16 protein-coding genes are annotated in these 21,999 nt (G+C 38.3%); 9 read left to right on the forward strand and 7 right to left on the reverse strand.

Translation table 11 applies throughout. The features are described 5' to 3' along the window. Positions 1-7 precede the first annotated feature (7 nt). Positions 8-2,263: an immunoglobulin domain-containing protein gene (locus G504_RS0114250; RefSeq protein WP_169336915.1), complete on the reverse strand. Its 2,256-nt coding sequence runs from the start codon at positions 2,261-2,263 to the stop codon at positions 8-10. A 285-nt stretch (positions 2,264-2,548) separates the two neighbouring features. Here G504_RS0114250 and G504_RS0114255 point away from each other — a divergent pair, with 285 nt between their 5' ends. Continuing rightward, positions 2,549-4,234, forward strand: coding sequence for a glutamine--tRNA ligase/YqeY domain fusion protein (locus G504_RS0114255; protein ID WP_019670869.1), 1,686 nt, complete (start codon positions 2,549-2,551; stop codon positions 4,232-4,234). Between the two features lie 267 nt (positions 4,235-4,501). Here G504_RS0114255 and G504_RS0114260 read toward each other — a convergent pair whose 3' ends face one another. The 3 genes from G504_RS0114260 to G504_RS0114270 all read right to left on the reverse strand — a co-directional run bounded on the left by G504_RS0114260 (position 4,502) and on the right by G504_RS0114270 (position 8,117). After that, the gene (locus G504_RS0114260; RefSeq protein ID WP_019670870.1) at positions 4,502-5,422 is read right to left on the reverse strand and encodes an SPFH domain-containing protein; all 921 of its coding nucleotides are present in this window, start codon (positions 5,420-5,422) and stop codon (positions 4,502-4,504) included. Between the two features lie 70 nt (positions 5,423-5,492). Next, a complete protein-coding gene (gltX, locus tag G504_RS0114265; protein ID WP_019670871.1) occupies positions 5,493-7,016 on the reverse strand; it encodes a glutamate--tRNA ligase in 1,524 nt (507 codons plus the stop codon). 51 nt (positions 7,017-7,067) lie between these two features. Then, positions 7,068-8,117 (reverse strand): alkane 1-monooxygenase, encoded by a 1,050-nt coding sequence (locus G504_RS0114270; RefSeq protein WP_019670872.1) that lies wholly within the window; start codon positions 8,115-8,117, stop codon positions 7,068-7,070. A 73-nt stretch (positions 8,118-8,190) separates the two neighbouring features. Here G504_RS0114270 and G504_RS0114275 point away from each other — a divergent pair, with 73 nt between their 5' ends. From G504_RS0114275 to G504_RS0114295, 5 genes are all read left to right on the forward strand, one after another. Further along, the gene (locus tag G504_RS0114275; protein ID WP_019670873.1) at positions 8,191-11,622 is read left to right on the forward strand and encodes a DUF4175 family protein; all 3,432 of its coding nucleotides are present in this window, start codon (positions 8,191-8,193) and stop codon (positions 11,620-11,622) included. Further along, a complete protein-coding gene (ybeY, locus tag G504_RS0114280) occupies positions 11,615-12,034 on the forward strand; it encodes an rRNA maturation RNase YbeY (protein WP_019670874.1) in 420 nt (139 codons plus the stop codon). The genes G504_RS0114275 and ybeY overlap by 8 nt, the downstream gene beginning before the upstream one ends. Before the next feature lie 6 nt (positions 12,035-12,040). Beyond that, a complete protein-coding gene (gene mnmG, locus G504_RS0114285; protein ID WP_019670875.1) occupies positions 12,041-13,909 on the forward strand; it encodes a tRNA uridine-5-carboxymethylaminomethyl(34) synthesis enzyme MnmG in 1,869 nt (622 codons plus the stop codon). Between the two features lie 242 nt (positions 13,910-14,151). Beyond that, a complete protein-coding gene (locus G504_RS0114290) occupies positions 14,152-14,991 on the forward strand; it encodes a class I SAM-dependent methyltransferase (RefSeq protein ID WP_019670876.1) in 840 nt (279 codons plus the stop codon). Between the two features lie 265 nt (positions 14,992-15,256). Next, positions 15,257-15,763, forward strand: coding sequence for an OmpH family outer membrane protein (locus G504_RS0114295; protein WP_019670877.1), 507 nt, complete (start codon positions 15,257-15,259; stop codon positions 15,761-15,763). Between the two features lie 70 nt (positions 15,764-15,833). Here G504_RS0114295 and G504_RS0114300 read toward each other — a convergent pair whose 3' ends face one another. Beyond that, a complete protein-coding gene (locus tag G504_RS0114300) occupies positions 15,834-16,232 on the reverse strand; it encodes a hypothetical protein (protein ID WP_019670878.1) in 399 nt (132 codons plus the stop codon). A gap of 52 nt (positions 16,233-16,284) precedes the next feature. Further along, positions 16,285-17,436, reverse strand: coding sequence for a DNA polymerase III subunit (locus G504_RS0114305; RefSeq protein WP_019670879.1), 1,152 nt, complete (start codon positions 17,434-17,436; stop codon positions 16,285-16,287). A gap of 107 nt (positions 17,437-17,543) precedes the next feature. On the opposite strand from G504_RS0114305, the gene G504_RS0114310 reads away from it, so the two are divergent. The 3 genes from G504_RS0114310 to G504_RS0114320 all read left to right on the forward strand — a co-directional run bounded on the left by G504_RS0114310 (position 17,544) and on the right by G504_RS0114320 (position 21,467). Then, on the forward strand, positions 17,544-18,737 hold the full coding sequence (locus tag G504_RS0114310; protein ID WP_019670880.1) for a phosphoglycerate kinase: 1,194 nt from the start codon (positions 17,544-17,546) through the stop codon (positions 18,735-18,737). Positions 18,738-18,853: 116 nt separating this feature from the next. Further along, positions 18,854-20,476, forward strand: a complete 1,623-nt coding sequence (locus G504_RS0114315) for a LysM peptidoglycan-binding domain-containing protein (RefSeq protein ID WP_019670881.1) — start codon at positions 18,854-18,856, stop codon at positions 20,474-20,476. Positions 20,477-20,486: 10 nt separating this feature from the next. Beyond that, a complete protein-coding gene (locus G504_RS0114320; protein WP_026348596.1) occupies positions 20,487-21,467 on the forward strand; it encodes a DUF4837 family protein in 981 nt (326 codons plus the stop codon). 287 nt (positions 21,468-21,754) lie between these two features. Here G504_RS0114320 and G504_RS19835 read toward each other — a convergent pair whose 3' ends face one another. Further along, positions 21,755-21,925, reverse strand: a complete 171-nt coding sequence (locus tag G504_RS19835; RefSeq protein ID WP_019670883.1) for a DUF6747 family protein — start codon at positions 21,923-21,925, stop codon at positions 21,755-21,757. Positions 21,926-21,999: the final 74 nt, after the last annotated feature.

The raw sequence follows: 21,999 nt of genomic DNA on the forward strand, positions 1-21,999 counted from the left end.
TGGTTGGCTAACGGATAATGGTTATGGTGCCTTGTTTTAAAACTTCATTGGCGTCTTTTATCTTATAGAAAAAGACCATATTTTGCTTTGCAAAAGTCATTGAAGTTTCAGGCCAGTTATTTTGATAATTAAATTCATTAAACACTTCTTTACCCGCACTGTTAAAGATGATTACATTTACATCCGGCTTATTGGAATAGGAATTGGGAATGATCCATGAATCATTTATTCCATCACCATTTACGGTTATAACATTGGGTATTTTAAATGTGTCAAGGTATTCAACGGTTAAAGGTCTGGTTACTTCGCAATTCCCAATCGTTGCTACCAGCAGATAAGATCCCTCTTCAGTATAAGCCACGGAAGAAGAAGTGCTCATCACATTATTATCAGAATCGTACCATGTATATGAGTCTCCTCCACTGGCAGTTACTGTCCTGGAGCTACCTTCGGGGAAAACTACAGTTTCAGATGGATCCAGGGTAATCAGTGACGGATCCAGTCCGGAGATAACAATCTCATTAGAAGGAAGCGGACAACCGTTTCGATCTAATATCAATTGGTAAGTTCCTGTTTCTGTTACCGTAAGAGCCACATCGGCACTATTTAGATTAACACCGTCTTTAAACCAGTCAAAAGATTGACCGGATAAATCTGTTGTAGTACTTATAGTAATTGGTTCTGAAGGTCCGCAGCTAACAAGACTGTTGCTGTTAATAGTTAATGTCTCATTTACCAGCAACTGAACATTCAGAGAATTGGAAGTTGCATTATAGGTGGTAATGGAACCGTCTACTTCATAATTACCGTTTTCAGCAATGTCCGTTAGACTAATGCTCGCTGAAGTTTCTCCACTAACAGGGCTACCGTCTTTTTTCCATTGGTATGTAAATCCGGAGATTAGAGAAGATGTTACATCTGTAACCCCTCCACCAGAATCTATTGCATTTATAGCAGTTATATCCAGGACAATGCTGTTATTGGCACAGGCCGAATAAGCGGACGCATAGTCTATTACAATCTCAAAAGAATCCGGGGTAACCACTGTGGTGGGTTCCGAATCTATAGAGGTCGAAGAACAAGGGCCACCACTTAGGGAAACCCGGGCAAAATACGAGCCTGTCTCTGTTTCGCTTACCGTTAAACTACTATTTGTGGCACCAGATATGGGATTGCCATCTTTATACCATTGATAAGTTGGCGCCGAAGCGTTGGTGGTTATGCTTAAAGTTTCGTTTTGTCCCGGTAAAACAACTACATTGGCAGGATTATTTCTGGAAACAGTAAAGTTCCCTGCATTGGTAATCGTTACTGCCGAAGATCTCTCAACGCATGCCCCGGGGCCAAAAATTTCAACCTGGTAATCTCCTTCAAAGCCAGGCGCAGAGGCATCTACAGTAAAAATATAATTGTTTGACGAAGGAATGGCCGCACCATCTTTATACCACGCATAGGTTAAACTGGCATTATTTATGTTTGCTTCAAGGTTTTCTGTTTCACCGTTGCACAAATCAGTTTTAGCAGGGGGGTTTATAGCTATTCCTAAACTAGCCCCTGTTGTTACGTCTATAAGGTTGGAAAGCGTATTACCGGAACCGGAACACGATCCATAGTCAATCTCCACATTGTACATTCCCGCCTGGGTAACTGTAATGGATTCACTTTTTTCAGTTAAAAGCGATCCGCTCCTATACCAATTATACTGATAGGTATCTGAATTAGGGAGATTGTAAACTTCGAGGGTTATCGAATTTCCATTACACACCTCAGCCGTACCATCTCCGAAGTCTGCATTACCTTGTTGTCTGACGGTAAGTCCTGAATTTACATCTATAAAATACATTGGATAAGCTACTGAGGCTGCTCCAACAACTGCGGGACTTGTGCTTCTTACTCGCATTCTATAACCTTCACCCCTAGTATCATTGGGTAGTGAAAATTGAAAGAAGAAGTCGAAATTTGTATTTTTAGTAGCATCTCTGGCAAGTTCTATAGGGCTTGTAAAGCTTCCGCTGGCATCAGATAGTTCAAGAATAAATTCATTATCCCCGTTAACAAGCGGAGGGCTCCAGGTAAAATTTACCCAGTAATCATTAAAAGAAGCGGAAGCACAAGCCTTGTCCCAGGGAGAACTTCCGGCTGGCGGTGTCTGGTTAGGTGCCGCAACAGGGGCATTTAATACCTGAGCGCTGAGTGGCATGCATCCTAACAGCAGTATGGTCAAAAAGAAATACTTGATTTTAAAGGATAGTTTTGCTCTCATAAGTAGTGTAGTTTTGGGGGAACTACAGTTTTACCTTTTACTGGATTTGGGTTTTGGTAAACCGTATGGGTGTTCGTTGTTTTTTTCGTGTTACATGCGTTGTTAAAGTTTTACTCGTATTTACCAGTGTATTAACAACAAATATGTCATTTAATTACCCGGCTGGGAATTTAATGTTGTAGCACTAATTAAATATGTTGTGAAATACAGATATTGTATGGTGAGCATCTTTTATTGGGTCTCATACCCTCATTTTTCCTACATTTGTGCTTCAAATTAAAATCGATGAGTGAAACACCTAAATCACTTAATTTCATAGAACATATAATTGAGGAAGATCTGGCTAAAGGGTTCCCTGCTAAGGATTTGAGATTTAGATTCCCGCCGGAGCCAAATGGCTATTTGCACATAGGACACGCAAGTTCTATTTGCCTTAATTTTGGCCTTGGCCTGAAGTATAATGCACCCGTGAACCTGAGGTTTGATGATACCAACCCTATAAAAGAAGAACAGGAGTATGTAGACGCAATTAAAAATGATGTGAAATGGTTGGGATATACCTGGGATACCGAATGTTATGCTTCGGACTATTTTCAGCTCCTTTACGATTGGGCTAAAGAACTTATAGAAAAAGGCAAAGCCTATGTAGACAGCCAGACTTCAGAGGAAATGGCCAAGCAAAAGGGAACACCAACCGAGCCGGGTGTTAACAGCCCTTACAGAGGCAGGTCTGTTGCTGAAAACATCGAGCTTTTTAAAGGCATGAAAGATGGGCTTTATGAGGAAGGTACACATGTGCTCCGCGCTAAGATAGACATGTCGTCACCGAATATGTTAATGCGCGACCCGATAATGTATCGGATCCTAAAGCGTGCGCATCACAGGACAAATACCGATTGGTGTATTTACCCTATGTATGACTGGACACATGGGGAGAGCGATTATATAGAACAGGTTACGCATTCTCTTTGCACTCTGGAATTTGCGCCGCACAGGGAGTTATATGACTGGTTTTTGGACAATATTTGCGATCCTGTAAAAATAAGGCCAAAACAGCGTGAATTTGCACGCAGGAATTTAAGCCATACCGTTGTAAGTAAACGAAAATTACTCCAATTGGTGGAAAAGGGGCTGGTAAATGGCTGGGATGATCCAAGAATGCCAACTATTTCGGGACTGCGAAGAAGAGGGTATACACCGGAATCCATACGTAACTTTGCCGAAACTATAGGGATTGCAAAGCGCGAAAATGTCGTGGATGTTTCTCTTTTGGAATTTCACATCAGAGAACACCTCAACAAAATTGCCCCCAGGGTAATGGCCGTGCTAAATCCGTTAAAAGTTGTGATAACTAATTTTCCGGAGGAAGATGAAGAATGGCTCAATGCAGAAAATAATCCGGAAGATGAATCGGCGGGTTATAGAAAACTCCCTTTTTCAAGGGAGCTATATATTGAGCGTGAAGATTTCAGAGAAGAAGCGAACAGGAAATTTTTCAGACTTAAGCTGGGAGGAGAAGTGCGGCTCAAGAATGCCTATATAATTAAAGCAGAGAGTTGCACAAAAGACAGTGAAGGAAATATTACAGAAGTTCAATGCACCTATGATCCCAAAAGCAAAAGTGGAAGTGGCAGCCCGGAAAGTTTGCGCAAAGTTAAAGGGACCCTGCATTGGGTGTCTATTGAAAATGCTTTGCCCGTGGAGGTTAGGTTGTATGATCGTTTATTTACAGACGAAACACCAGACGGACATAAGGACAGAGATTTTCTTGAATTTATCAATCCGGATTCCCTGAAAGTAATTACCGGCTATGTGGAGCCCAGCCTTAAGGAGGCAAAAGTTAATGATCGTTTTCAATTTCAGAGACTGGGTTATTTTAATGTTGATGAAGATTCTACCGGGGATAAATTAGTATTTAACAGAACCGTAACACTCCGGGATACCTGGGCTAAAATAGACCGCAAACCCTAACATAGAGCCTGTCTATTCATTAAAATATTACAATTGGTATTATTTATAAACAACGGCATGTTCCAGGCTTGTTTAAGAGCGTTTTGCAATTTTAGAATGTTTGCCTAAGTACATATAGTTAATAAACCCATAGGCGTCCTCTGTGACGTTATTGTGCTCAATAGGTCAAAAAAACAGGGTGAATATAAAACCTGCGTAACAACCGGGAATTTCTCCTAAATTTCTTGCCTAAAAGAGAATTAAACCACAGCTGTATTTTTCGGGATTTTATTCTTTCGGTTTTTGCTTTTTCATAGATTCACCAATCATATTACTTGCCGTAAAAGATGCCACCATATTGTTGAGCATGTCACTTCCCGCCTGTGGAGAATTAGGCAGTAGGATGAGATTTGTATTGGTTTCCTCACCAATGGACTGCAAGGTATCATAATGCTGTGTTACAACAATAAGCGCGGAAGCTTCCTGGGAATTTATGCCAACTTTGTTCAATACTTCAACGGACTCTTCCAGTCCTCTGGCAATTTCACGTCTTTGATCTGCAATGCCCTGGCCCTGTAATCGCTTGCTTTCAGCTTCGGCCTTCGCTTTTTCAACGATTAAGATGCGGGCAGCATCTCCTTCAAATTGCGCCGCTATCTTTTCGCGCTCTGAAGCATTAATTCTGTTCATTGCAGCTTTTACCTGTGCATCCGGGTCAATATCCGTGACGAGGGTTTTTATGATATCGTAACCATAGTCTAGCATGGCATCCTGCAGTTCCGACTTCACAGCTATTGCTATGTCGTCTTTCTTTACAAAGACATCGTCCAGTTTCATTTTAGGAACCTCTGCCCGTACAACATCGAAAACATAAGAGGTAATCTGATCGTGTGGATATTCTAACTTATAAAAGGCCTCATATACTTTTTCTTTAATAACCACATATTGCACAGAGACTTTCAACTTTACAAATACGTCATCCAGGGTTTTGGTCTCCACAATGACATCTAATTGCTGTATTTTAAGACCCAGTCGCGCTGCGATACGGTCTACCATAGGTATTTTCATCTGTAAACCTGAATTTCGTATACTGTGGAATCGTCCAAATCTTTCGACAATTACCGCAGTCTGTTGTTTAACAATGAAAAATGAGGCCAAAAGAATAAACAGCCCGATGATAACAATTGGTATAAGAAGAAAATTGCCCATAGTAAATATATTAAGTTAGTGAATTGAATTTGCGAGTTTTATTAAATAGGTCGGTTTTTATTCCGAAATGTTACAATTTTTCCAATGCAAGCCTAATTCTTTTAAGCGTTTCGTTTTTGCCAACCAGAGCCATGATATCAAATAAATGAGGACCTTTTAGATCCCCCACCATAACTAATCTTAAAGGAGCCATAACCTGTCCGAATGTCAAATTCTCATTACCAATCCAGGTTTTAACCATATTTTCAAGTTCAGGTGAGGAAAAATCTTCAAGAGTTTCGAGAAGTGAGGCTATTTTACTTAATAGTGCGGGTGTGTTTTCTTTCCACTGCTTTTTAACCACTTTTTCATTATAGTAATTTGGTGTTTGAAAAAAGTAGTCACTCAAATCCCAGAATTCAGAAACAAAAGACGCTCGTTCTTTTATCAAAGAAATGACGTTTGCAATGTAATCATCATTACGAACAAGACTCAGGTCAAATGCCCGTTCTTTCTCCATTTTTTCATTTAGAACAGGTTTAAAAGAGTTCAGTAAAACCGAATCCTCCTGTTCTTGCAGGTAGTGATGGTTATACCATTTGGTTTTTTCAGGATCAAATCTGGCACCTGATTTGTGAACCCTATTTAGATCAAAAACTTTAATTAATTCATCCATCTTAAAAAGCTCTTCTTCCGTACCGGGATTCCACCCCAGAAGTGCAAGGAAGTTTATTACCGCTTCCGGGAAATAACCGGCTTCTCTGTATCCAATAGAATTGCCCCAGGAAAGCGGAAAAATTGGAAAACCACCTTTTTCTCCATCACGTTTACTTAATTTCCCTTTTCCTTCAGGCTTCATAATTAAAGGCAAATGGGCGAATACAGGTGCTTCCCATTCAAAAGCATCGTATAATTGCGAATGCAGGGCCAATGAAGGTAACCATTCTTCACCGCGGATAACATGGCTGATCTCCATAAGATGATCATCTACAATATTGGCCAGGTGGTAAGTGGGCATACCATCGCTTTTGAATAATACTTTATCATCCAGTATGTTAGTGTCGATTTGAATGTCTCCTCTTATAATATCCTTTAGATGCAACACTTCATCCTGTGGTGTAAAAAACCGAATAACATAACTATCGCCTTTGTCGAGTTTTGCTTGAAGCTCTTCCGGAGACATTGAAAGCGAATTATGTAGCTTTAATCGGTTATGCCAATTATATATAAATGTTTTGCCCTTTTTTTCATGTTCCTTGCGGTGCTTATGGAGACTCTCGGCGGAATCGAAAGCATAATAAGCCTTGCCGCTTTTAATAAGCTGTTCAGCATATTCCTTGTATAGCAGTTTGCGTTCGCTTTGCCTGAATGGGCCATGACCCAGATCTTTTCCGGGCCCTTCATCATAGGGTATTCCACACCAGTCTAAAGTATCAATAATATATTTTTCCGCCCCTTCTACATAGCGATTTTGATCTGTATCTTCTATTCTGAGAATGAAATCCCCATTGTTTTGTTTGGCAAAGAGATAATTATATAGGGCAGTTCTGACCCCTCCGATGTGTAATGGACCTGTTGGACTTGGTGCAAACCGAACACGAACTTTTTTATTCATTTAAATAGAATTAAGCGACAAAGATAGTTGTTAAAAAAGCACAATAAAATATTATATAGCCGCCTTTTTCATTTCATGAGGAATTCTGGGGTTCATTATTTTAAACCAGAGGGGTGGCAAAAAAGAAAGGACCATTGATGTGGGGTAACCAAAAGGCATTTGAGGTGAAGTATCATGATAGTCCAAAACCTGGTATTTTTTGGAGGACTTATAATGGTGATCACTGTGCCTGGTTAATTCATACAGAATAATTCGACCCATAACATGGTTGCTATTCCAGGAATGAATTTCGCGAACTCGCTCATAACGCCCGGAAGGCAATTTTTTTCTTATCAATCCATAATGTTCTATGTAATTTACCGTTTCCAGCAATAAAAATCCTACCAGGGCGGCTAAGATTGCATATGTAAGGACGTTATAACCAAATATGTAGTAAATAATATATAAGTGGGTAAATTGAAATAAAGTATACCACAACATATCATTATACAGCGAAAAGAAACTCCTGTGGTGTGTTTTCAATAATTTACCCTGAATACGCCATGCATTGAGGTACTGCTGTGAAACAGATGTTATCCAAAAGGAATATACCGATTGGTTGTATTTCGCTGTTGCCGGATCTTCTCTGGTAGCTGCATGTAGGTGATGCCCATAGTTATGTTCAATATAAAAGTGCATATACAATGACGGCAGTAACAACAGCTTACCCAAAAAACGTTCAAGACCACTCACCCTGTGACCAAGCTCGTGCCCCACGTTTATGCCATTGGTTCCTAATACAATGCCAATAGAAAATATAATCCCGGCAATTTCATAAGTTTCAAGCGGGCTTACAGCAAGCTCATTTAATGAATAGTAAAAAAGGCCATAAACCAAAGGAATATTCAGATAAAGCATCCAGTCAAACAGCTTATTGTCTAATTTGGCTACTCTTTCACTTCCTTCATAGTTTGTTGTACTTACAGGAAGAAGCAATTCCAAAGCAGGAATCAGCACAAATGCATAAACCGGGCAAATAAAACTCCAATAGCCCTTAAAGTAAATTCCAATGAAAGCAGATAGGGGTATGGTAAATGCCGTAAGGTACTTTAAATCTTTCATTCACTGCTTTTTAACAAATATTTGAGTCAAAAATCTAGTTTAACAGGTATCTTGGTATTAAATATAGCAGAATTTGGACAGTTATAATAACATACTGGAGAAACTGAACCACTTTAGCAAAAAATATTACACCAAATTGCTAATAAAAGGCGGGTTACTTTTTTTAGCATTTGGAGCATTGTATTTTATGGCAATACTGGGCGTAGAATACCTTTTCTGGCTAAATTCAGAAGGGCGTTTTGTATTATTATTGCTTTTTTTGTCGGTTGAAGCGTTTCTTCTTTATTATTATATAGCAGTTCCTATTTTCCATCTTTTAAAACTGAAAAAGGGAATCACCTATAAGGAAGCTTCGTTGTTAATTGGGAGACATTTTGAGGAAGTCGGGGATAAATTATACAATTTGCTTGATTTGGCTGAGGACAGTAACAAAACAGAACTTTTGCTGGCAAGCATTCAACAGCGTTCAGATAACTTAACAATTGTTCCCTTTACCGGAGCTATAAATCTCAGGGAAAGCTATAAGTACCTGAAATATTTGGTAATACCTGTTTTGTCTTTGGTCATACTTTGGATATCTGGTAATATTGACACATTTTTTGGGTCCTATGAAAGAGTCATAAATTATGATACGGCCTATGAACCACCGGCTCCTTTTACCTTCAGGCTTTTAACAGGAGATCTGGAAGTTTTGGAAGACAGCAGCGTTACACTTCAGGTGGCAACCGAAGGAAAAGTACAACCAACGGAAGTGTACATAGTTGTCAATGGAAAGGAATTATTGCTGCAGAAGACAAATGATTTATATGAGTTTACCTTTACCCCTCCACTGAATTCAGCCAAATTTTACTTTATGGCAAATGATATAAAATCCCGGGTTTATGAGTTAAAATCATTGAAAACCCCGTCAATACAGCTCTTTGAGATTACTTTGGATTATCCGGCTTATACAAAAAAACCTTCAGATACGCTTAAAGGCACGGGCAATGCAATATTCCCGGAAGGAACTAGAGTGAGGTGGACGGTTGAAGGAGCTAATACAGAAAAAATTGTTTTAATTGGCCAGGACACTACTATGGCGTTGTATAAAAATGACAATAGCTTTTCATTGGACAAGACAATTTATAATGAGTTTCATTACGCATTGGCAACATCCAATAAAAATGTTACTAATTATGAGAGACTTGAATACCATTTTAGGGTAATTAAGGACGCTTTTCCATCAATTTCAGCAAATAAGGTAATAGACAGTTTAAGCCCCAACATAGCTTACTTTGCAGGGGAAGCTTCAGATGATTACGCAATAAGTTCTATTAGACTTGTGTGCTATGCAGATGATAACAAGGAGGATAAGCAGCTTCTTAATCTTGGGGAACCAGATTCAAATTATAATCAGTTTTATTACACTTTTCCAACCGGCTTAAATCTGCAGGAAGGACGTACTTACAGCTACTATTTTGAGGTAACAGACAATGATGCGGTTCACGGCGGCAAAACATCTAAAACAGAAATATTTACAACTTCAATATTGGATGTAAATGAAATGAAAAATAAGGAGTTAGACGCTCAAAGGTCTCTCATAGAAGGCATGGATAAAACTCTGGAAAAATTTAGAAAGCAAGAAGAGTCGCTTAAGGAAATCAATAACGACCAAAGAGAAAAGAACAGCCTTAATTTTAATGATCAGATGCAGGTAAAGGAATTCTTGAGAAAGCAACAGGATCAGGAACAGTTAATGCAAAAGTTCAGTAGGCAATTAAAGGATAACCTGGAAACGGATAACAAAGACGACAAACTAGGCAAAATGCTGAAGGAACGACTGGAAAGGCAGGAATTAGAGGCGAAAAAGAACGAAAAATTACTTGAAGAACTAAATAAAATTGCGGATAAAATAGAGAAGGAGGAATTATCCAGGAGACTTGAGGAACTGGGAAAAAATCAACAGAATAATAAAAGGAATTTAGAACAGTTACTAGAATTAACCAAACGTTATTACGTAACTGAGAAGGCGGCGCAGCTGGCTAAGGATTTGGAAGAATTGGCAGAAAAGCAGGAATTGCTTTCGAAAATAGAAAAAGAGAAGTTAGATCCGGACTCGCAAAAAGATTTAAATAAGAATTTCGAAGAACTTACAAGGGAATTGGAAGACCTTCAAAAAGACAACAAGGATCTTAAAAAGCCCCTGGATTTGAAAATAGATAAGAAGAAAGAAGAAAGTGTCAAGGAAGATCAGCAGAAGGCCTTGGATGAATTGAACAAGAATAAAGAAGAAAAGTTGGCGAATGAGGCTAATAAGGATAAGTCTGCAGAAAACGCCAAACAAAAGCAAAAGGCGGCGGCTCAAAAAATTCGGGAAATAAGTGAAGACCTTAGCTCTTCAGGATCTTCCGGCGGGGAATCTACTATAACGGAGGATGCGGAAATGTTACGTCAGATTTTGGATAACCTGGTTACATTTTCTTTTAAACAGGAAAAATTATTTGATCAGCTGGAAAGTTCTGATTATGATATGGCTAATTATTCGGGTAGTGTTAGAAAACAAAAGGAGCTGCGTAATTTATTCGAACATATTGATGATAGTTTGTTTGCTTTGTCATTGAGAAGGGCTGAATTATCGGAGTTTGTTAATGAACAAATAACAGAGGTATATTATAATATTGACAAGTCACTGGAGAGTATCGCGGACAACAGGATATATCAGGGCGCTGCATATGAGCAATATGTCTTGAGTGCTTCCAATAGCCTGGCCGACTTTTTAGCCGATTTACTGGATAATATGCAACAGAGCATGAAATCAGGTGCTGGTTCGGGAAACCCTAATGACGGGTTTCAACTACCGGATATAATTAAGGCCCAGGGAGAACTTAAAGATAAGATGGGCCAAATGGGTGAGAGTGGAAAAGAGGGAGACAAGGGTAAAGAAGGAGAAGGTCAGAAGATGGGCCAAAAAGGAGAGAAGAATGGTCAGGGAGAAGGTGATAAAGGAAATAGCGAGCAAGAAGGAAGTGGGAATGATAGCGAAGAAAATAGGGGAGAAAATGGTAAAGGTGAAAATGGTACAGCTGGCGAAGGAGGCATAAGCGAAGAGGAAATGAAAGAATTATATGAAATATATAAGGAGCAGGAATATTTGAAACAACAATTGGAAAAACAATTGGCGGATATGATGAAGGCAGGGGATAAGAATCTGGCGCTAAAGCTAATCAGGCAAATGGAGGATTTTCAAAATGATCTTTTGGAAAATGGAATTACCCAGAGAACAATGGATAAAATGAATTTTATTGAGCATCAATTATTAAAACTTGAAAATGCCGCTGTAAAACAAGGAAAAAAGGAGGAACGGGAAAGTCAGGGAAGCATAAAAGAGTATCAAAACCCCGTAATGACGAGGCCGGAGGCTTTAGAGAATTATAGAAATGAAATTGAAATTTTAAACAGGCAAGCATTACCTTTGCGGCAAAATTTTCAGGAAAGAGTAAGAAGTTATTTTATAAAAGATGATTAGTTATCAGTATGAAGCGGATTTTAAGTTAGGGAATGACGACAAATATACCGATTGGATTAATAATATAGTACGGGGGGAAAAATGGGGAATGGGAGATTTAGATTACGTTTTCTGTACGGATGACTATTTGTATTCACTAAATGAAAAATACCTTGGGCATAAAACGTACACGGACATCATTACTTTTGATTATTCGGAAGGTAATACCGTATCCGGGGAAATTTATATTTCGGTAGACAGGGTTAAGGAAAATGCCATGCGCTATAATGTCGATTTTGACATAGAATTACAGCGGGTTATGGCACATGGATTGCTTCATTTAATGGGGTTTAATGACAAAACAGATAAGGAGAAAGAATTAATGAGGGATAAAGAAAGTGAAAAAATTAATTTGTTCCACGTGAAACAATAAGCTAATATGTTTGAGAAGATATATGATGTAATCGTTGTAGGTGGTGGACATGCAGGAGCCGAAGCTGCGGCAGCAGCAGCAAATTTGGGTTCTAAAACCCTCTTGGTTACTATGAATCTGCAAACCATAGGTCAAATGTCCTGTAATCCGGCTATGGGTGGAATAGCAAAAGGTCAGATTGTAAGGGAAATTGATGCCCTGGGAGGATATAGTGGGCTAATAACAGACAAGTCGGCAATTCAATTTAAAATGTTGAATAAATCCAAAGGTCCTGCCATGTGGAGTCCAAGGGCTCAAAATGACAGAATGCGATTTGCAGAGGAATGGAGATTTGCTTTGGAAGGTACACCATTAGTGGATTTTTATCAGGAAATGGTTAGCGGATTGCTTGTAGAAGGTGATAAAGTGACAGGGGTTAGGACCTCATTAGGCATAGATATAAAATCCAGGGCTGTAGTATTGACAAATGGTACATTTTTAAACGGATTGATACATATTGGAGATAAGCAGTTCGGCGGAGGCAGGGCTGGTGAAAAATCAGCTACCGGTATTACAGAACAGCTCACTGATTTTGGTTTTCAAAGTGGACGTATGAAAACGGGAACGCCGCCCAGGGTAGACGGAAGATCATTGGATTATAGTAAGATGATTCGGCAACCCGGAGATGAAAATCCGGAAAAGTTTTCATTTTTGGAATCTGTAACCTTGACAAAGCAACGGGATTGTCATATGACGCATACAAATGCCGAAGTACACGAATTATTAAAGGAAGGTTTTGACAGATCGCCAATGTTCAATGGCAGAATTAAAAGTATAGGCCCACGTTATTGCCCTTCTATTGAGGATAAAATTAATCGTTTTGCCGAAAAAGACAGTCATCAAATTTTTGTTGAACCAGAAGGATGGCATACAGTAGAGGTCTATGTCAATGGATTTTCTACTTCATTACCTGAAGATATACAGTTCAAAGCTTTAAGGTCTGTAGTGGGGTTTGAGCAGGTTAAGTTTTTCAGACCCGGTTATGCGATAGAATACGACTACTTTCCACCAACACAATTAAAACACACCCTGGAGACCAAACTTGTGCAAAATCTTTATTTCGCAGGACAAATAAATGGAACCACCGGATATGAAGAAGCGGCTTCTCAAGGCTTAATGGCAGGCATAAATGCGCATCTAAAAATTAATGAGAAAGAGCCTTTTTTATTGAAAAGAGATGAGGCCTATATAGGCGTTTTAATAGATGATTTAATTACCAAAGGCACAGAGGAGCCATATAGAATGTTTACTTCAAGAGCAGAATATCGCACCCTGTTGCGACAGGATAATGCTGATCTGAGACTAACTCCGAAGAGCTATGATATAGGATTAGCTAAGGAAGAACGTCTTTTTGCAATGAAGGAAAAAGAAAAAAAGTCAAATGATTTCATAGATTTCTTCAAAAAAACAAGCTTTAATCCGGAACAGATTAACCCAATACTGGAAGGAGTTTCTTCTGCGCCGGTGAAGCAATCCGATAAGATGTTCAAGGTTTTTTCAAGGCCGGGCGTTACAATGTCTCATATGTTGCAACTGGAAGAAGTAGCAGACTATGTAAATAATCATGACTTAAAAAGCGAAGTGCTGGAACAGGCAGAAATACAGGTAAAATATGCTGGATATATAGCCAAAGAAAAGAATAATGCCGACAAACTTCAACGATTGGAGAATATTAAAATTCCGGATAACTTTGACTATAGCAAATTAAAATCTCTTTCTTTTGAAGCAAGAGAAAAACTTACAGTCGTACAACCAACTACTATTTCACAAGCCTCAAGAATCAGCGGTGTTTCTCCAAGCGATATTAGCGTTTTGCTTGTCTATATGGGAAGATAAGTTTGATTGGTTCCACGTGGAACAAATAAAGTGCTAAGCCCTTAATAACCAGAAAGATTGGAAACCATGAGCAACTTAAACAGCATTTTTTTAGTTTAATTTGGAAGCGGGTATATCATAGAAAAAATAATTAAATTAATTGCAGAATAAAGGCAACAGGCTTTACAAAAGTTCCTTTTTCAAGTCTATGTTTTAAACTATCTTCGAAACCGAAAGGAAATTATGCGCCATACTATTTGATAATGAAGAGCTTTTTAAAAACAAAAGATTTTGCGGTTTCCGGTGAAGAATTCGAATTAATGCTGGATATGGAATTAAATATGTTGCGTACATATCCGGAGCCTGAGAATCTGGATAGTTATTATAACAGTGAAACTTATATTTCCCATAAGGATTCAGCGGACAATCTAGTTGATAAGCTCTATCAATATATAAAAAAGTACAATCTAAAAAGAAAAGTTAGTCTTATCAATAAATATACCGACACAAATAAAACACTTTTGGATATAGGAACCGGTACCGGTTCTTTCCTGGAATCTGCAAAGCAAAATGGCTGGAATGTTTATGGAATTGAGCCTGGTAAAAAGGCCAGAGACCTTGCGAAGAAGAAAGGGTTGAAACTAAAGGAAAGCCTTGATCTTTTGGAAAAAAGACGTTTTCAGGTAATTACGCTTTGGCATGTTCTTGAGCATTTGCCTGATTTGGAATCACAGATAAAAAAGATAACATCACTTCTGGAAAAAGACGGAACCTTGATAATTGCAGTTCCAAATTTCCAATCTTACGATGCCCGCTATTATAAAGAATATTGGGCAGCTTATGATGTTCCCAGACATCTTTCGCATTTCTCCCAACTGTCTATTAAAAAGCTTTTTTCTAAAAATGGAATGAAGCTGGAAAAAATAAGCCCCATGATATTCGACTCCTTTTATGTCTCTCTCCTTTCTGAAAAATTTAAGTACGGGAAGAGTAATATTTTAAGAGCATTTTTAATTGGATTGAAATCAAATATTAGGGCGTGGAAAACAAAAGAGTATTCTTCGCTTCTGTACATACTAAAAATGGACGAAAAAGCATTTTAAAACAATCTAAGCACGTATAATTCATCAAAGCATACGCTTGGCCATGAAGCGGGGAGTTTGTCAATTAGAGCGAACATAGTACTCTGCGAAGCAATAGACAAAACAAGTACATTTTTCAATTTTATATAAGCAAAATCTATTGTTTAATATTATGCCGGGGCAACAGGAAAACTTCCCTTTTTTATCGGGCAATCTAATAATCCGATAAAAGGCAAATCATTACAAAAACCTTTACTATTTTTGCCGAACTAAATTTAAGAAACAAATGAAAAAAATAGTTTTAGTAATTTTTTTGGTAGTTGCGGTTGCATGTGAACAAAATAAAATTGCTTTTGTTGATAATGTTAAGTTGATGGATGGTTATCAGGAGAAAATAGATATCGAAGCCAGGTATAAAGTCAAAGCAGAAGCGCTAAATAAAAAAAGGGATAGTATATCCCAGGCTTTTCAAATAGAAGCGCAGGCTTTTCAAACCAAAGCTCAGAGTATGGCCCAGGACAAAGCTCAGGAGGAATATGGCTTGTTACAACAAAGAGGTCAGTTTATTGGCCAACAGCTGCAGCAGGAAGAACAACAAATGCAATCTGAAGGTCAAACGGAAATGGACAGTTTGATAAGCAAAGTAAAAAGTGAGATTACCAGCTATGGCAAAAGCAATGGCTACACCTATATCTTAAGTGGTGGAGAAGGAGGTAGTGTTCTTTATGGAACCGACGCCAAGGACATTACGCAAGAAATTTTGAAAATACTGAACGAGAAGTACAAGAAATAATTTCTGAGTATTTGTTTGCTGCCCGGATCGTCATGAAAGCATGGATTGTTTGGGTAATTGGTATTTATTTCTATGCCTGAAGCAGAAAAACAAGGAAAATTGCAGGTATAAAATAAATTGCAATAGTTCTTGCCCCGTCATAATCTTTAGCGACTCTTTGTCCAAATAACAACATTAACAGGGCTACACAACACAAGATTGCTCCATATAGCGCAAGAGTACGGTCTCCTGTAAAAATTAGTTGATAGAGGCCTGTCATACATAATACAGCTGCCAATACTTCTGTTAAAAGTATGGTAGCCAACAGCAATGGAACAATTCCTTTTAAAGGCGTATCCTTAAAATGCCCCTGTAACCAACCCAGATTTCCTTTCCAGTCAATTATTTTGTCTATGCCACTTTGCAGGAAGGTAATTATCAGGAATAATAAAAGTAAAATAACCGTTGCATTATTCAATATGTTTTCCATAGTATATTTTATATAATAAAATGATTATCAACAGGTTGAACTATTGTTTTGATTAGGCAGCTCGTTTATGCAATAAACGGGTAAGCTTTATAGATAAATCAGTCAGAATAATTTTAGAGTTCCCGTTACGCTCTATATGATAAATAGCATCCTCCAATTCGTTAACTATTGGCATTATATTTCTTTCATGTATAAATGGAGCAAATTTATCTAACTGAAAGCCGTCAATATGAATTCGCATATACACCAATTCTTTGACATTATAATTTAACAGCATTGCCTGCCTCATTACAGCCAGACAATATTTTAAAAATTTTTTCTGAGTTTCTCTTCCGGTTTTCGCGACTTCTTCACTCCAGAGTATTAGCTCATGTATGGCCGCTTTATTACCTTTTGCTTTAAAAGCACTGCGCACCCACTGCACAAACCATTTTTCAAAAATCAATTCTTCCGAATCTTTATTCATGAGATCCATGGCTTTATTAAAATTTCCATTAGACTCATGTGCAACCTTTAAGGCCTCATCTCTCGTTAAGCCTCTTTCTATTAATGCCCCGGAAATTGCTTCTTCAGATAAGGGCGGAAAATGCAATACCTGACATCTGGATCGTATTGTTTGCAGTATCTGCTCTTCATCTTCGGTAATAAATATGAATACGGTTTTATCAGGGGGTTCTTCAATTAATTTTAGCAATTTGTTTGATGCCGCTGTATTCATTGTTTCGGCCATCCAAAGTATCATTGTTTTGTATCCCCCCTCGTAGGATTTTAAGGATAACTTTTTTACAATATCATGGGCCTCGTCAACTCCAATTTGTCCTTGTTTCTTTTCAATACCAATTAATTGGTACCAATCAAACAGATTGCCATAAGGCTGTTCTTTTATAAATTGCCGCCATTCCTGTAAATAATTATTGCTAACAGCATGTGACTTTACCTTAGCCGAATTGGATACAGGAAATGCGAAGTGTAAGTCCGGATGGGATAAAGATGTACATTTCAGGTTACAGGAATCTTCAACAGGCAAGTTTTCACCACCCGTGTTCCCGCACAACAAATATTGGACATAGGCCAGCGCCGTTAAAAGCATACCAGAACCTTCGGGGCCTACAAACAATTGTGCGTGCGGAATGCGCCCGGCATCAGCACTGGAACAAAGATGATTTTTAATATGATCAAGCCCTAGAATATCTTTAAATAACATACATTCAAATATAGGACATTTGATCATCTAACAATAAATTAATAGTGTCACCTTCAACAGAATTGTAATAATCTTTACATTTGCCTTTCCACAAAATAGTATTCCGGATGATAACAGTAGACGATTTTAATTTTGAAAATAAAAAAGCATTAATACGGGTAGATTTCAATGTTCCTTTGGACGAGGATTTTAATGTAACGGATTCGAATAGGATTGAAGCGGCCAAACCAACAATTATTAAAATCCTGGAAGACGGTGGAAGTGCGGTTCTTATGAGCCACCTGGGAAGACCTAAAGGTGAGCGAAACCCGGCTTTATCACTATCTCATATTTCCGAAAAAGTATCTGAAGTAATAGGCGTTCAGGTAAAATTCATAGACGATTGTATAGGCGAAAAGGCAGAAAAAGCAGTGGCAGAACTGGAAAGCGGAGAAGTTCTTTTGCTGGAAAACCTTCGCTTTTATGCAGAAGAAGAAAAAGGAGATAAATTATTCGCGGAACAATTGTCGCATTTAGGAGATATCTATGTGAATGACGCTTTTGGCACAGCGCACAGGGCTCATGCATCTACAACAATTGTCGCGGGGTTTTTTCCGGATAAAAAATGCTTTGGATACCTTTTGGCAAAAGAAATAAAGGCCATAGAAAAAGTTATGAAAACAGGAGAAAAACCTGTTACGGCAATACTTGGAGGAGCCAAGGTCTCTTCTAAAATTACAATTATTGAGAATATCCTCAGTAAAATAAATCATTTGATAATTGGCGGAGGAATGACTTATACTTTTATTAAAGCGCAAGGAGGTAAAGTAGGGAATTCAATATGCGAAGATGATAAAATGGACCTTGCACTCTCCATACTTAAGAAAGCTAAAGATATGGGAGTTCAGGTGCATCTCCCCGTAGATGTTGTTGCTGCGGATGACTTTAGCAACAGCGCAAACACAAAAATTGTCGCTGTTGATGATATCCCGGAAGGCTGGCAGGGATTGGATGCAGGACCAAAGACTTTAGAGAACTTCAGGGAGGTTATACTTGCTTCCAAAACAATTCTTTGGAACGGTCCCGTGGGTGTTTTTGAAATGGAAAGCTTTGCTGAAGGGACAATTTCAGTAGGAAACTTCATTGATGAAGCCACCAAAAATGGAGCGTTTTCATTAGTTGGCGGGGGAGATTCCGTAGCTGCTGTGAAGCAATTTGGATTTGAAGACAAAGTGAGCTATGTCTCTACCGGCGGAGGAGCTATGCTTGAAAGCCTGGAAGGTAAATCACTACCGGGCATTGCTGCAATATTAGAAGCCTAATGGCGTTATCGATTAAAGGGGGTTTCCGTTTTTTTAAATAGTTTAAGAAGCATTATTTTAATGTTTCATAAAAAAATACGATTTTAGCTTACACCCTTGGGCCAAAAATCAGTTTTATGACCGCAATCAAAGAAATCATTCTTTATATAATCCTGCTTGTTTTTGCCGCGCCTTTGATGGCACAAGAACAAGTTGCACCTCCTGTTTTGGAAGCTAAATCCTCCACTACAGAAAAGGTAGAAATTATACAAATACCGATTAAGCTGAACGCGGCCTTTAAAGAAACCCCGTCAATTAACGACAAATCAATTGAATCGACCACAATAAATGAAGGCTACAAACTTGAGGACAATTCAGAGGCCGCCAGATATGATAGCTTATGGATGAAAGAGCTTTATGCCAACGCAAGCTTATATGATGACATGTATAATTATGTTTCCAATCTGGAGGTAGATACATTAAAACAACTTACAATTGACACCGAAGTATTAAAAGAACGTTTGGAATTACTTGATCAGAAAACACCTTTTAACATTGCCTATAATCCTTCATTGGAAAGAGTAATTCAATCTTTTTTATTGCGGAAACATGAGTTTATCGAACGCATGATTACCGCAAGCCAGTTTTATTTTCCAATGTTTGAACAGGAATTGGATAATTACAATATTCCGCTTGAAATAAAGTATCTGGCCATCGTAGAATCTGCTTTGAACCCAAGGGCAAAGTCCAGGGTGGGCGCTACGGGTCTTTGGCAATTTATGTATAGCACAGGGAAGATGTATGGGTTGGATGTAAGTAGTTATGTAGATGACCGCAGTGACCCAATTAAATCAACCGCAGCGGCATGCAAATATCTATCTAAACTGTATGAAACCTTTGGTGACTGGGATTTGGCTTTGGCTGCATATAATTCGGGCCCGGGGAATGTAAATAAAGCAATCAGAAGGTCTGGCGGTTATACAAATTATTGGAACATTAGAAGGAATCTTCCCAGGGAAACCGCGGGATATGTGCCGGCCTTTTTAGCTACTATGTATTTATTTGAGTACGCAGAAGAACACGGCATTAAGTTGAATAAGGTAGAAAGGCCTTATTTTGAAACCGACACTGTCCATGTTAAACAGCTTATAACTTTTGATCAAATTTCAAAGTTGGTTGGGGTGAGTAAAGAAGAATTAATAGTTCTTAATCCTTCCTACAAATTAAACATTATTCCCAAAATAAAAGACAAAAAACATTTCTTAAGGCTTCCAAAAGAAGCCATAGGTAAATTTGTAACCAATGAGGCAGCGATTTATGCTTTTGCAGAAAAAGAAAACAAAAGCAGGGAAAGTGCTTTGCCAAAATTGGTTACGGCCGAAGACAGAATTCGATACAAGGTCAAAAGCGGGGATTATCTCGGGAAAATAGCCGAACGCTATGGGGTTGGCGTAAGCCAGATTAAACAATGGAACGGCCTTAGAAGTAACAATTTAAGAATTGGTCAACGCCTGATCATCTACCCAAGAAAGCCCGTAACCACTGTTTCTTCAAGTAAAAATGAAGCCATACAATCATCAACTGCCGTTAGTTTAAACGGAAATTCTAAAATTCATACTGTAAAAGCCGGCGACTCTTTATGGACTATCTCCAGAAAATATCCGGGAATTACTATTGAAAAACTGAAACAATGGAACGGTATTAGCGGTAACAATCTGCAGCCAGGCACTAAGTTGAAACTGTGCGATTGTTCATCCTAAAAATAAATATATGAAATACTTTGGAGCGCTATTTTTATCTCTTTTTTTATTGGTGTCCTGTGAAGACAAAAATAAAAAGGCCTATAAGCCTGTTTCAGTTGGCGCAATCAATTCGCTTGCTGTTGTCATGGAAAATCAGCTCTGGGAAGGTAAGGTTGGGGATAAAGTAAGAGAGCATTTTGCGGCACCTATACTTGGACTTACCTGGAACGAGCCACAATTTTCTATAGAACACATGCCCCTTCGCGTATTTACAGGGATGACTAGGCATAGGCGTTCTGTGCTATTTGTCAGTTTAGACAGCCTGGATCTGGCACATATTAAAACAGATTTATACGCCTCACCCCAGAAAGTTGGCGTAATTAAGGGCAGAACAGAGGAAGAGTTAATAAATAATATACAGGAAGGCGCAGATAAGATTATTGCGTCTTTCAAAACCACAGAAATGGAAGAGGCGCAAAAAAGATTTTTACGCTCTCTTAATAAGGACACAATTTTACAGTCTAAATTTAATATTTCTCTCAGACTACCTTCAATATATACGGTTGGGAAAGAAGAGGATAATTTTATTTGGATAGATCGTGAGATCCCTAAGGGAACCATGAACATAATAGTCTATGCCATGCCCTGGGACAGTTTTGAAAATGACTCCACCTTCGTCAAAGATATTGTAAAGATGAGGGATTCTATTGGCAAAAAATATATCCCGGGCCCGGATATACCCAATAAAACCACCTATATGGTTACCGAGAAGGCATTTGCCCCTTATGTTTTCCCTGCTGAAATTTCGGGAAAGAAAGCAGCGGAAGCAAGAGGCATCTGGGAAATTCAAAATTACCCCATGGCAGGCCCTTTTTTAACCTATATAGTAAATGACAAGGAAAATAACAGAAAATTGATCCTGGAAGGATTTACATTTGCTCCTGCAACCAATAAAAGGGACTATATGTTTGAACTCGAAGCAATTCTCAAAACAGTTCAGTTCAGATAATCAGATAAGTTCAATATCAGGTATTAAAAAAGGCCGTGAAAAATTTTTCACGGCCTTTTAATGTTTTAATATCCTGTATTTAATCAAATGCAAACCCTGTAGCTACTCTGAATATAAATGCATAAATATTTGGCGTAAAAACGGGCGTGTTTTTTAACATCTATAAAAGGCATGGAATAGGCGTTTAAATGCATGGCAATTGAATATTATCATGGACGCCTCAAAAGATACTCAAAATAAAAAAGCGCCCGGTTAAGGGCGCCTCCTTGTATTTAGGTTGCTTGGTATTAATCGAACGCAAATCCCGTGGCTACTCTAAATAAAAATGCATAGAGTACTATGATAAATGAGATAAAACAAAACCACGAAAATATTTTGAAATAATTTTTTATCAGAACATGCCCAAGGTTTTTGAATGCCTCAGCATATATTTCTTTAAGAAGTAAAATGTGTTTCATTGGTTGGGCTTTTTATGTATAACTAAATTTTTAGTCAATGCGTATTCTGGGCTTTATGTTTGTTGCGAAAGGGC

The sequence above is a fragment of the Eudoraea adriatica DSM 19308 genome, assembly GCF_000382125.1.
In the GTDB taxonomy this organism is placed as follows: Bacteria; Bacteroidota; Bacteroidia; order Flavobacteriales; family Flavobacteriaceae; genus Eudoraea; species Eudoraea adriatica.